Genomic DNA, 13,495 nt, shown 5'->3' with positions numbered 1-13,495 from the left:
ATATATAAAGGGGGAGACTGGATGATAGACGCCAATAGTACCGATCAAAATCAGTTGAAGCGTTCTATGAAAAGCAGGCACTTGTTCATGATTTCGCTAGGTGGGGTAATTGGAACGGGTCTTTTTCTTAGTACAGGTTATACGATTAATCAGGCTGGACCGGGAGGAACGATTCTCGCTTATTTGGTTGGTGGGCTAATCATGTATCTGGTCATGCTATGCCTTGGCGAATTAACTGTAGCTATGCCGGTAACCGGTTCGTTTCAGTCATATGCTACGAGGTTTGTGGGTCCTGCTACCGGATTTACCATTGGTTGGCTGTACTGGCTTACATGGGTAGTTACGGTAGGTTCAGAATTTACTGCATCCGGTCTTTTAATGAAGAGATGGTTCCCTGAAACTTCCGTCTGGATGTGGAGCGCACTCTTCGCGATTATACTTTTTCTGCTGAACGCCTTTTCTGTAAAATTTTTCGCGGAAACTGAATTTTGGTTTGCCGGCATTAAAGTAATTACTATTATTTTCTTTATCATATTAGGTGGAGCTGCGATGTTTGGCTTCATTCCTATGAACGGCAGTGCAGCTGCTCCGATGCTTTCTAATTTTACCGGGGAAGGAGGCCTTTTTCCAAATGGACTCCTTCCGATATTTATAACAATGATTTCCGTAAATTTTGCCTTTTCAGGAACAGAGCTTATCGGCATTACTGCTGGAGAAAGTGCAAACCCGGAAAAAGACATACCTCTAACCATTAGAAATGTAATTTGGCGAACTATGTTTTTCTTTGTTGGTGCCATATTTGTGCTATCTGGATTAATCTCCTGGAAAGAAGCGGGAGTCATTGAAAGTCCGTTCGTTATGGTTTTTGATAGCATAGGGGTACCTTATGCAGCTGATATCATGAACTTTGTTATTATTACAGCTTTACTGTCAGTAGCAAATTCTGGTCTCTATGCATCTACCCGTATGTTATGGTCTCTTTCAAATGAGAAGATGATAAGTCCTTTCTTAGGAAAGGTAACGTCAAAAGGAGTTCCGTTTAATGCTTTGATTGTAAGTATGGCTGTAGCCTGCTTGTCATTATTCTCTAGTGTAGTTGCACCGGATACGGTTTATATGGTGCTTGTGGCTATATCTGGATTTGCGGTTGTTGCAGTATGGATGGGAATTGCTTTATCACAGTATGTGTTCCGTAAACATTATCTTAAAGCGGGTGGCGATATTAGAGAATTAAAATTTCGTACACCACTTTACCCTTATGTGCCCATTGCTGCTTTTGTTTTATGTTTCGCTTCTATTGTGGGTCTTGCTTTCGATCCGAGCCAACGAATTGCCCTATATTGTGGAATACCATTCATTGCTTTATGCTATCTCCTCTACTATATAAAAAATCGAGGAAATAAGAATCAGATAAATTCTTATAATGAAACGGATGATTATATTAGGAATATTAAGTAAAGAGATTTTTTGTGAAAAATGAAGGCTTACAAGATCTTTGGTTTATCGATTTTTAACGTACTAATTAAAATAATAAATCAAAGAATTTCCACTGATTTTGGACAGACTTCTTCTACTTATATATGAGAAGCTGTTCTTTTTCAGTGTGCCTAGTATGTGCATTAAATAAGGGTACCGATGGTTGATAGACATGGAATTGGAGAAATTCTATGAAAAAGTTAGTCACTCCTTCCTACTCGATTCATATACGTCACTCCCATAACATTCAGTTAATCCCGTTGGTAAAAGTACACTTTTGTGAAAAGAAAAGCCCAGGGAATTATATAAATTCCCTGGGCTTTATTAAGAATGAAATAAGGTTTCTATAATATATACTTTTGAATAGAATCATATGTCAAACTAGTCGGTTGCAATGCATTTTTAAAAGTTGAATTAATCCTTTCTCCAAAATGATACTCATTTAGAACATCTGTATCCTTTAAGATATTTCCTGTTAAGATACATAGTGCAGACTCCTCTTTGTCAATCACCTGCTGAGACACTAAGTTTCGTAGTCCAGCAACAGGTTCACATCCAATTCCACTTTTATCGATTATAGCTTTTGCGTCAAGAATTTCATCATCTGTTACAGAAATTGTAATTCCATTTGTTTGTCTGGAGGATAGTTCAACAAGCGTAGTGTATACGAACTGTGCATATTTAGATTTATTAACTTATCGATTTCCTTTCTTTCAAAAGTTGAATAAAAAGCACTTTCTATTCAACTTTTCTAGAAATATAATTAAACGGAAAGGAGGCAATAAGAATGAAACATAATTCTATGCACCAATGGCATAAAGAGCATAATAAACGGGTAGCAGAATTTCACAAAAAACACGCTGCTCAAGTAGCTAATGGAGAAAACGGAAACGGTTGGTTAGCCAAGCTCGAAACGTCTTTTTTAAATAAAGTACTTGTTCCTCTTAAAGTTGTAAATTGGCATTAAGCACATCTCATATACCCCATTATTAAAAATCTCAGTTATCCTATCGTCTGTAGCGTTTTTTATCATTTTCCTGTACGATGGACTATTCATATTATTGCCCAAAATCTTGGCTTCACTGAAGGGAATTTTGGGTTACTGATTAGTGCTGTAGGTCTGGGAAGTGTGGCAGGTTCCCTTTTAATGGGCAACTGGACTCATTGGAAAAGAAAACCTATTCACTTTATGTCAAGTGCATTCCTTTTTAGTGGTTCATTAATCATTGTAATGGGTCTTGGTAGTATGGAGATTGTAAATCTTCCTGCATTAGCCTTGGTGATTGGCGCATTTTTCCTTGGCTTCATGGGCTCCGGTGAGTCGGTCCCTTATGGATTTATCTTACAATCTGAGACACCTAAGCAAATGATGGGCAGAGTATCTGCTGCGGCTACGTCATTACAAACCTTTTCTATGCTTATTGCACCTGTGGGGGGATCCCTTCTTGCCAAATGGCTTGGAGTTTCTTTCGTCTTAATAGGAGCAGGAGGGGCAACCTGTTTATTGGTGCAATTGTTCTCATCTTTATCGTGAGAAGAATAAACGTTCAAAAAGATATTCAGGAAAAACAATTCCAAGCTTAAAAAGTTACATGATGATACAATCTTTTTTGGAACATGAACGGTGAAGTTGGGATTCTTGAACTCTAACAGATTATATTCCACAAACGGGCGCGATTCTTGAAGAAGTTTCGCTTTACTTATAGAACTAACGGGTGCGTTAGCTGGAAATCAGAGCTGTCTTCAAGGCAGCTTTTTCTTTATGGAACTATCGGGGCATGTTAATCCACGTTATTGTTTTCCATCATACTTAGTATCCGATTTATGTAAATCTTATCAAATTGTTGTTAAGGAACGCTAAAATCAATATACTTTTACATACCAAAAAAGCTCTTAAATAATAAGAGCTTTTTTGCATGCTTACTTCCTCTAATGACTATTTAAGAAAGGCCGTGCAGGCTTTTTTGATAATCTACGAGACGGGGGTAAGGTATACCTTAATAATATTTATTCTGGTAACTAAAATACCTAATAGTTATTATGAAATATACCAAAAAAATATCTCTGGTCTATTATTGTGAAAAGATTTCTTTTGCGTTGTCCATGGCCATTTTATTTCCTAGTGCTGAATAATCAAGCCATGGCTGATCCGGAACTACGTATACATGTTTTCCTTTAACTGCTTTCAACCCTTTCCAAATGGGTGTATCTTCTAACTGTTTAAAAGCTGTCTGAGACTCATCGTCACTGTTGACGATGACAAATATAGCATCTGCATCGAAATCTGGAAGAACTTCTTGAGATATGACTTCGTAAGGTAGATTTTTATCAATGTCTTCAACACCATTGGCAGGTTTAAAACCTAAATCCTGAAATAAGATGGGTCCCATTGGTCGTTTTGTACTAAATACTCGTAACTCCTTTGCCGTAACACGTATTGCCATTACTTTACTGCCTTCACCAAGTTTATTTTCAATTAAATTTTTCACTTCTTTTGTTTGTTTTTCATAATCTGAAATGAATTTTTCTGCTTGCTGTTGACGATTGACAAGATTACCTACGGACTTTAAATGATCTCTCCATGTTCCTTCATCAAGATTAAATACATGAGTCGGTGCGATTTTTTCGTATTTTGATACATCTTTTCCTGAAAATTCCTTATCGAGATAAATCACAGAAGGGTTTAGTTCAATTAATGCTTCCATATCTGGATCTTTTACAGGTCCAAGCTTTTGCGTATCTTTTAATTGATCCTTCACATGAGGCAGAAAATCTTTTAGTTCCCCACCAATAACAGAACCAACTGGAGTTATACCTAATGCAAGCAAATCATTTGTTAGATGGATGGAAAGTGAAGCGATTCTAGGTTCTTCACTCCTAGGTTTATTTTTTTGTGCTGATTTACTATCATTTGAAGAAGTTTGTCCGCAGGCGGACAAAATAAGAATTAACATAATGCTAAATAAAATAGTAAGTTTCTTGTTCATTTTTTTCTCCTTATTGAAAAGTTATTTTGTTTTTGTGAGCAAATAAAGAAAATAGGGAGCTCCTATAGCAGCGACGACTATACCAGCTGGAATAGCATTTGGCTGAAATATGGATCGACCAATGGTATCCGCAAGCACCAAAATAATGAGCCCTATAAGTCCTGAAACAGGAAGGAAATGCTGGTACATTGGGCCAACAAGCCGACGGGCAAGATGAGGGGCGACTAGACCAATAAATCCAATACCGCCGGCCATCGCTACACTCGCACATGACAAACCAACAGCAGTTGCCAGCATCAGCAAACGTTGTTTTTGAACAGAAGCACCAAGGCCAGCTGCTACGTCATCACCAAGTGTTAAGGCATTTAATGTGTTAGATTGGAACCAAGCATAAGGTGCTAAAATAAGGATCCACGGAAAAAGGGCAATAACATGAATCCAATCCCTTCCCCATACATTTCCAACTAACCATCTTGAAGCAAATGAGTAGGTTTCTTCATCGAGACGAAGAGAAAGAAAAAGTGTAATAGCACTAAAACCAGCAGAAATCGCAATTCCAATAAGAATAAGTCGAATGGGCAATATGCCTTTGTAACGATCATAGGCAAGTAAAACAATAAGAAAAGCAGTTAAGACTCCGCCTAAAGAGGTAAATAACGGTATAAGAATTGATGCTTTTTCATCTAATGAATGAAAATATGTAACAAAGATAATGAGACCAAAGGACGCACCGGCATGTAAGCCTAAAATTCCTGGATCTGCCAAAGGGTTACGTGATAATCCTTGTAAGATTGCACCTGAAATTCCTAATCCAACTCCCGCCAACATGGTAATCAAGATTCGTGGAATGCGGTATTCAAACAGAATGGTAGAACTTTTAAAATCACCGTAGCCAAAAAGCGTTTGGATTACTTTAAAAGGTGAAAGTCGCAGGGTACCTGTATTCAAGCTTATTAATACTGCAACTATACTAATTAAAATAAATACCATAGTAACTGTATAAGCCCTCTTGTTGTCTGCATTCATATGATATTTCACCTATAAGTCCCTCCCTACTTTACGAGCAATATAGAGAAAAAAAGGAACACCGACAAGGGCTACCATTATACCAATAGCCAGCTCTCTAGGTGGGTTCAACGTTCGAGCTCCCAAATCAGCCAGTATTAACAGTATCGAACCCAATAATGCTGACATTGGAATGATGAGCTGATAATATCCTCCAACCAATTTTCGTGAAATATGTGGGATTACAAGTCCAACAAAGCCTATTGAACCAACGGCCGAAACAGAAACCCCTGCCAGAATAACGGCTATTATTATTCCAAGTATTCTAATACGAGTCGTATTCACACCAAGATTGGTGGCAATATCATTGCCCATTGAAATGAGTGACACAGATCGCCCTAACGATATTGCCCAAATAATTGCGATAAGAATAATAGGAACTAACACTTTCAAATGATTCCACTTTATCCCTGCAACACCTCCCGCATACCAAAAGGCTAAATCTTGACTCAAATCATAATAAATAGCCACTCCTGAACTAAGTGAATGTAAGAGCGCTGCTATCACTGCACCTGAGATTGTTAACCGTATAGGTGTTAATCCTCCCGGCACAGATGAGCCAATTATAAAAATGAATAATGTACTCAATACAGCTCCTATAAAAGAAAAAACCATCAAGATAGAATACGGAATGTTTGGAAAGAAAGCAAAACTAAGGGCTACCACAAACATTGACCCTGCGTTAATACCAAGTATTCCTGCGTCAGCTAAGGGATTGTGGGTTACTCCTTGCATTAATGCACCAGCAACTGCAAAAGCTGCTCCGACTAATGAAGCGCCAATCACCCGTGGAAGCCGTAGTTCGTGAATAATCTGTTGCTGTGTCAGTGTAGGATCATAATTAAAAATCGCTGACCATACCGTATTGAAGGTAACCTCTTTTGCCCCAAATGTTACAGCCAAAAACAGGCACACCACTAATCCAAGAATCACCAGAATGAATAAACACATTAGCAGAAAAACACTTGAACGATTTTTGAGTCCCTTTAGAGAGGGATTATGTAACATTAAATTCATCCTTTACTTCACAATTGAAATTGATAATCATTATCAATATGATTATATCTTTACTCTTTGTTGAAATCAATCTATTTTTTTTAATACGTTAATTTGAGAAGCGTAACGATAAGGAAGAACCTGAGATGTATAAAGGTTTTGAGTAAATAAGGAAGTTAATAATCTGTCGTAAGAGCTTGACAGCCGAAGGATTAAATCGTTGATTGAGTCCTTTAGGACTTATAAAGACTCCCGTTATAGATAATAGACAACTATATAACTCTGTTAGGGAAGTACTCACTACTTTTTGGCTAGCTCTTGGAGAGCTTTTGGAGGTAAAAATCGTTGTATTCCCTGTGAAAAGAGGGTAAGTTCGACTGATCTCGCGATACATAAAAAAACACCAGCCTTTTCATGATATTACAGGAAAAATAGCGTTTTTTGCTTTTTGTTGGTAGGACCCCTAAAAGTGGATTTGAGTCAATATTTAGGACACTAAAAAGTTAAATCTAGAGAGTTAGTTAGTTTTAAAATATAAACAAGTTTTATACAGAGAATTGACTACTAAAGAAAAAAATTATTAGTTTGGGTTAAAAAATAAGAGCAAAGATTTAAAGTTATACTAATTAGTTACGCTTATCTTTTTGAACTATAAGGGGTAAACCTCTTCTCTTCAATTCTTCTTCTAGAACGAGGATAAATTTTTTTTCTAAGTCTAATTCAATTGCTTTATGGTATGAGTCTATCAATAGTTGATCATTTAATTTTTTCATATATTCCCTCTTCTATTTCTTTAAAACCACGTTTAAGTCTCTTAAAATATAGAGTGAGCTTTTTTGCAACAAAAAGGTTTCATATTTATTCTATATTTTAATCTACATAAAACAACATAAACCGACATCATTAAACGCAATATATTTAGCTTTCCTAGTTACATAATAGTGATTATTAACATAACAGTTAAAAATAACCGATTAAAGTAATAATTTATTTTGATATCTATTGACGGTTCTGGGATTTCTATTAAGTGGTTTATTTTTGAAGATCGTAGCTTATCTATGCAACTTTAGGGGATATACTTCAATAAGGGGTTGCTGCGGCAACCCTTTATTACGGAACTACCATGAAAATAAGTTTCTTTAAAAATGAAAAATGACAATAGAAGACCCTGCTCAATCGTTTTAAAAAAAGAGGAGCGTTAATTAATTAGTCTATGGATTAGGGTTGACTGGATTAAGGTCAGTATCAGTATTGACACTTCCTAACCATTTTCATTCTTTGCGATTCATGGATGGCTAACGGGTGCAAGATTGGAGCTGTCATTAAGACGGCTTTTTTATGGAACTATCGGGGCAGGTTAGCACAATAAGTCCTATGGTATAATTCTGCTGTAGCTTTAAAATAAAGTCATTATGTTTATAAAAAAGATGCGATGTTTTGAATAAAGTCGCGATATTTATAAAAAAGTTACGACGTTTTTCCCCTTTGGATATGGTTATCTAGAGAGGTGTTTTTATAGTGAAAGAAAGGGCGGATTAATGAACTGTTGATTGAAAATAGAGTTGTTCCGTTAAAGGGCCATTTAATGGAACTAGACCCGAATAAAACTGGATATTTATGTTAATATTGATATGGGATTGTGAATTATTCTACTTAAACGAATGGAACAGGTTACCTCAAGAAGGATAATATTAAAGTAATAAATATTATAATAAATAAGAGTAATTGTGACGTTCAAATAATTTTTCAAGAGGAGGAAAAATGAAGCACTCTTACAAGCTAGCCATCGTGGGAGGGAACGGAAAGGTAGGACGATTTATTGCAAAAAGGGCATTAGAAGAAGGATATCAAGTTCGTATGCTTGTTAGAGATCCTACTAGATTAACTAATACTGATGAACGAATTGAGATTGTGAAAGGAGACGCACAAGATATAAATTCTATCCGGTCTTTTCTTAAGGGTTGTCATATTGTTATCAATACTTTAGGTCAACCCTTAAAAGATTTCCCTATTTACAGTGTTGTAACAAAATTCATCCTTACTGCAATGAATGAATTAGAAATTAGAAGATACATTGGTGTTACAGGAGGATCACTTGATATTAACGGAGATAATAAGAACATAATAAATAAAATTGGAGCAAGGATATTTTAGATTCTTATTTCCGAAGATGATGGCAGATAAAAAAATGGAACTTGAGATTCTTGCACGCAGTGATGTTGATTGGACACTTGTACGTTTGCCATTTGTAGTTGAGGGAACATCTGCTGGTAATATAAAGGAAAGCTTAACCGATATGCCGGGAATGAAAATTACGAATATAGATATCGCAGATTTTATCATTAATCAGATCAGTGATAATAGATACATAAGAAAAACACCTTTTATAGCCAATTAAAATATTAGTAGATGAAAAAAATTTTCTTTTCAATTAACCAGCTAATAGAAGCTACTTAGTTATTCCGTTATAGGGCGGATTCTTGAAGAAGTTTTGCTTTTCTTATAGAACTACCGGGTGCGTTAGTTGATTAAATAAAAGAATAATCCGTTATTAATAGTAGTGTAAGGGCATGTTTTGATCAATCTTTTTTCAAAACATGCCCTTTCTATTTATTCATTTATCAAGGTTTCTTGTATTAATTTGATCAAACTTTGTTTCAAAGCTACAATGGCATTTTAACCTTGGATAATTTAAACTCAACTTGTGTCAATAATTTTAGTATGTGCTTGTATTTTACCAAGGGTAATGACGATCAATATTACGATCAACAACAACATTAAAGTTCATAAAAATAATCAGAATGAATAATTGACAAAAAATGAGAATAGTAGTAATCTAACGTAAAACATACGCTACCGTATTTTACTGGAGAGATGACATGCAATTAACGAGGGAAGATTGGATAAAAGCAGGATTACAACAATTAGCTGATGAAGGAATACATAAAGTTCGCATTGAAGCACTTGCTCGATTGCTAAAAATAAGCAAAGGGAGCTTCTATCACTATTTTCGTGACCATCAAGAGCTTTTAGATTCTATGCTCGACTATTGGGAAATACATGCAACAAAACAAATTGTTCAAAGTATGGAGCAACAGAATGCCTCATTAGAACAGCTATTACAGATTAGTTTTAATCAAGATAAAAAAATGGAGATTGGCATTTATACTTGGGCTAAATATGATCCTGTTGTGGCAGCACGTTTAGTAGATGTGGAAGAACAAAGAATTTCTTGTGTTGCAAAATTGTATCAAAAAATCGGTATAGAGGAAAATGAATCAATTGATCGAGCGAGACTTGCCTATTTAACGTATGTAGGTTGGATGACAAGGTTTGAAGCAAATCCTAATTTTGATATTGATAAAATGGTTGAGCTTTTAATAAACGATAATAAATGTCCCTAATATGGTTATAAAACCTGAAGGGACAAAATTTTAACTATAACATACGGTGGTGTATGTTTTGTTTGAAGTTACGACATTGGGGGCGAATAAATGAAATTACTATTAATATTAGTAGCTGTAGGGCTTCTTTGGTTTATCAGTTTTTTGCATATTTATTGGGCTTTTGGAGGTCGATGGGGTTCTGTCGCTGTTCTCCCAGTAAAAGAGGGAGAGCATAAACCTGCTTTTACTCCGAGAATATGGGGAACATTATTCGTAGCCATTCTTATTCTAATGGCTAGTCTCATTATTGTTGTTCAAGGAGGTTATTTGCAGGGATTCCAAGCAAATAGTTTTTCTAAAATCGGAAGTATTGTTTGTGCTTTAGTTTTCATTATTAGGGCAATTGGTGATTTTAAGTTTGTTGGATTTTTTAAAAAAATTAAACATTCTCAGTTTGCTAGATACGATACTTGGTTCTATAGTCCATTATGTTTATTCTTTTGCTTTGTCTATATCATTCTATTGTTTTAATATGAGTTATAGTTGTCGAGAATAAACTCTGAACCTTGAAAGTGATTGAACTTTTTTATAAAGACCAAACTGGGGTAGCATCAGGAAAATGCGTACTTACAAAGATAAGCATTATGATATAAGTCTTATGAGACATTATAAAGCCTAATTTAGAGGTATTTTGAATGTTTCTCAAAAGGTTCTACCCTATTGAGATTGTGAAAGTTTCTACTTAAACTAACGGGGCAGGTTAGTTGAATAAAGACAATGGTTTTTTGTGGTAAAATTAATAGGAAAAGGATAATGAGGGGGATGACTATGGAAGGGTTGGAAATATACGAAATGCAAACTGAATTACATTCTGCACAAAATAAAAAATACGTCATACATGTGGAAGAAATATTTTGATACCTTTAGATGAACGATTCTTTATACTTAAAGTAGTTCTTATTGTAATTGCTGTATTAGTTGCCATTCCTGCCAAATGGATTCTTAAATGGTTCTGGAAGGACTAAAAATTTTTCGCATCAGTTTATTGCATATAACCATGGCATGTTTTAAAAATTGTTGTCGAACGTAGTGAAGACAAAGGCGAAGCCATGGGTAATGTAATACATAGTTAAATAAACATAAGTCTGCCCTGGTAGGTCAGATACGGTTTATATAGATGCAATTTCAGGATCAGTACCGACAAGCCCCTGTTTACAGTTAATTCTGTAGCAGGGGCCTATTGAAGAGGTACTTTTCTTAATGAACTAACGGGGCAGGATAGTTGAAATAGGATAATGAATATAGAAGGTAGTTCAATAAAATTCATTCTATAATCTGATGTAATGTAAAAATATTGTATTAGTCTAAAAGAAAGCATGTCCTCATATTCCCTTTCTATTACACATATACATTAGGTGAACTAATGTCTAAGTACCTTAAGGAAAGAGGTGTTTTGTTTTGACAAATTACTATTATCCCTACTATCAGTATCCTGCCGGGGACAGGAACGTGCAGCATCCATACGTGCCCCAGGAACAAGGATACAGGCAGCCATATGGGACACGGTTTTCACAGTTTAGACCAATCAGACCTTCGACTCAGGATCAGTTGATTCTTCCTAGAGGGTATAAGTACGATATTGTGGCAACCTGGGGACAGGATTTAGGCAATGGTGAAAAGTTTGGTTTTAATAATGATTTCACCTGCTATTTCGGAAGCAGCCCAAATGAGGGCCTCCTTTGGGTCAATCATGAGTATATAGGGGATATGAGTATATTTGTCACGGGATATAAGGAAGAGCCAGGCGGCCCCAAAAGGACAGCGCAGCAAATTGCTGTGGAAAAATACAATCTTGGCGGATCGGTCATTCACATCCGAAAAGGATCAGAGGGGAAATGGACAGTTTTAAAAGGCTCCCAATTCAATAGAAGAATTACGGCCAATACACCGATCAATTTAACCGGTCCAGCAAAAGGGGATGCAGCAGTTGGCGGGGTTACACAGGTTACAGGTACATTTGCCAACTGTTCGGGTGGAAAAACACTATGGAATACAGCTTTTTCTGGAGAGGAGAATTATGAGGGAATTGTGCAGGACTGGTCCGAAACTCCGGGAGTTCCAGCTTTGAATCCTACTCATTACGGGTGGGTGGTCGAAATCGATCCTTTTGATCCTAAATCGACCCCAAAGAAACATTCCATGCTCGGCCGGTTCTCGCACGAGAATGCAGTAATGACTCTTGGGAAATCTGGTCGTGTTGTCGTTTACAGTGGTGATGATGCCAATGACCAGTGTGTGTATAAATTTATAAGTGATGATGTTTATAGACCTGAACTAGGGAAACGGAATAGCCGTCTCCTGGAAAAAGGAACTTTATATGTCGCAGATATGGGCGCAAATAAGTGGATTCCTCTTGATCTTAATAAAACACCTAAATTAAGAGAGAAATACAAAACACAGGGGGAAGTGCTTGTCAACACTCGTGACGCGGCAAAGCTCGTGGGCGGAACTCCCCTTGATCGTCCAGAGGATGTTGAAATTCATCCGCTGGACGGCTCTGTGTTTATTGCGTTCACAAATAATACAAAGCACGGAAACTATTACGGACAGATTTATCGCCTTGTCGAGGAAGACAATAACCATGAGAGTACCTCTTTTGTTTATGAAATCTTTATATCCGGAGGGCCGCAAAGCGGTTTTGCCTGTCCAGATAACTTGATGTTTGACCAATCAGGGAACTTATGGGTCTGTACAGATATCTCTTCTGATAAGACTAATCAAGGAGCTTACAAACCATTCGGAAACAACGGCTTATACATGATTCCAACGGAGGGACCGAATCGGGGAAAGGCTATGCAATTTGCCTCCGCGCCAGTACAGGCGGAATTAACCGGAACATGGCTGGCTCCAGATGGTGAAACACTTTTTATGTCTGTTCAGCACCCAGGGGAAGAGAGTGAGGATGTTAATAATCCGACCAGCCGGTGGCCTTTTGGCGATATTCCGAGACCATCCGTAGTGGCAATTACCAGGCAATAAATAAGGATGTTATTTAAGATGATAAAACTTAGTATGTGCTTACACCATAAGTACATCCACTAAATAACAAAATCAATCTAGAAAGCAAACTTTAAACGAATTTATAAGTCGTTCGTAATTCTTTAACGGATAAAGGTATAACTATAAAAAGAGATACTTTCCCCAAAGTATCGATTCAAGTGCAAAAGGCTGACCTGCATGTTAGGTCAGCTTTTATTATTTTCACGTTAAGTCAATCCAGTGTAAATGGGAAATGAAAATTATATATTAGGTAGCAAATGTTAAAGTCGTTTGAGGGTAATAAATAAACGAAAAGGCTCGTGCTTTTATGAAATGAAAGTGATATTCTAAGTGTATTTTTTACAGATTGTGCATACAACAACAGCTGTTTTTGCTAAAGGGAACTTTACTTCAATAAGGAAGGTTGCTGAGGCAGCCTTTTTCTTATGGCACTAAACCAGCTAATAGTTAGTCAACATTTTTCAATGAAAACTTAAAATATTTCATGCTATACTAAATTTGTGCATGCCAAATAACCTTCCAATG

General features: G+C 36.5%; 10 protein-coding genes and 2 pseudogenes. 7 read left to right on the top strand and 5 right to left on the bottom strand.

The features are described from left to right. The first annotated feature begins 21 nt into the window (after positions 1 to 21). The 3 genes from ACIQZD_RS25525 to ACIQZD_RS25515 all read left to right on the top strand — a co-directional run bounded on the left by ACIQZD_RS25525 (position 22) and on the right by ACIQZD_RS25515 (position 3,010). On the top strand, positions 22 to 1,458 hold the full coding sequence (locus tag ACIQZD_RS25525; protein ID WP_402907496.1) for an amino acid permease: 1,437 nt from the start codon (positions 22 to 24) through the stop codon (positions 1,456 to 1,458). Positions 1,459 to 2,263: 805 nt separating this feature from the next. Continuing rightward, positions 2,264 to 2,443: a hypothetical protein gene (locus ACIQZD_RS25520; protein ID WP_402907493.1), complete on the top strand. Its 180-nt coding sequence runs from the start codon at positions 2,264 to 2,266 to the stop codon at positions 2,441 to 2,443. Positions 2,444 to 2,452: 9 nt separating this feature from the next. Next, a complete protein-coding gene (locus ACIQZD_RS25515; RefSeq protein ID WP_402907539.1) occupies positions 2,453 to 3,010 on the top strand; it encodes an MFS transporter in 558 nt (185 codons plus the stop codon). Positions 3,011 to 3,548: 538 nt separating this feature from the next. Here ACIQZD_RS25515 and ACIQZD_RS25510 read toward each other — a convergent pair. The 5 genes and pseudogenes from ACIQZD_RS25510 to sda form a co-directional block, all read right to left on the bottom strand. Next, positions 3,549 to 4,463 carry an iron-hydroxamate ABC transporter substrate-binding protein gene (locus tag ACIQZD_RS25510; protein WP_402907490.1) on the bottom strand — a complete coding sequence of 305 codons (915 nt, stop codon included), beginning with the start codon at positions 4,461 to 4,463 and terminating at the stop codon, positions 3,549 to 3,551. Between the two features lie 21 nt (positions 4,464 to 4,484). Then, a complete protein-coding gene (locus ACIQZD_RS25505; RefSeq protein ID WP_402907536.1) occupies positions 4,485 to 5,489 on the bottom strand; it encodes a FecCD family ABC transporter permease in 1,005 nt (334 codons plus the stop codon). A gap of 12 nt (positions 5,490 to 5,501) precedes the next feature. Continuing rightward, positions 5,502 to 6,536, bottom strand: a complete 1,035-nt coding sequence (locus ACIQZD_RS25500) for a FecCD family ABC transporter permease (RefSeq protein ID WP_402844166.1) — start codon at positions 6,534 to 6,536, stop codon at positions 5,502 to 5,504. Positions 6,537 to 6,682: 146 nt separating this feature from the next. After that, positions 6,683 to 6,837 (bottom strand): annotated as a pseudogene (locus ACIQZD_RS26245) (IS4 family transposase); the annotation flags it as partial. 313 nt (positions 6,838 to 7,150) lie between these two features. Beyond that, entirely contained in the window at positions 7,151 to 7,297 is a 147-nt protein-coding gene (gene sda, locus ACIQZD_RS25495) for a sporulation histidine kinase inhibitor Sda (RefSeq protein WP_328175999.1), read from the bottom strand. A 988-nt stretch (positions 7,298 to 8,285) separates the two neighbouring features. On the opposite strand from sda, the pseudogene ACIQZD_RS25490 reads away from it, so the two are divergent. The 4 genes and pseudogenes from ACIQZD_RS25490 to ACIQZD_RS25475 all read left to right on the top strand — a co-directional run bounded on the left by ACIQZD_RS25490 (position 8,286) and on the right by ACIQZD_RS25475 (position 12,949). Beyond that, positions 8,286 to 8,922: pseudogene (locus ACIQZD_RS25490) on the top strand (NAD(P)-dependent oxidoreductase). A 481-nt stretch (positions 8,923 to 9,403) separates the two neighbouring features. Further along, the gene (locus ACIQZD_RS25485; RefSeq protein ID WP_402907486.1) at positions 9,404 to 9,928 is read left to right on the top strand and encodes a TetR/AcrR family transcriptional regulator; all 525 of its coding nucleotides are present in this window, start codon (positions 9,404 to 9,406) and stop codon (positions 9,926 to 9,928) included. A 90-nt stretch (positions 9,929 to 10,018) separates the two neighbouring features. Next, complete coding sequence (locus tag ACIQZD_RS25480; protein WP_402907483.1) at positions 10,019 to 10,441, top strand: DUF3995 domain-containing protein; 423 nt, start codon at positions 10,019 to 10,021, stop codon at positions 10,439 to 10,441. 927 nt (positions 10,442 to 11,368) lie between these two features. Then, entirely contained in the window at positions 11,369 to 12,949 is a 1,581-nt protein-coding gene (locus ACIQZD_RS25475) for a PhoX family protein (protein ID WP_402907480.1), read from the top strand. Positions 12,950 to 13,495: the final 546 nt, after the last annotated feature.

Source organism: Peribacillus sp. NPDC096447 (assembly GCF_044762725.1).
Taxonomy (GTDB): Bacteria; Bacillota; Bacilli; order Bacillales; family DSM-1321; genus Peribacillus.
Note: the sequence above shows the minus strand (reverse complement) of the source record. Positions and strands in the feature narration are given on the sequence as shown.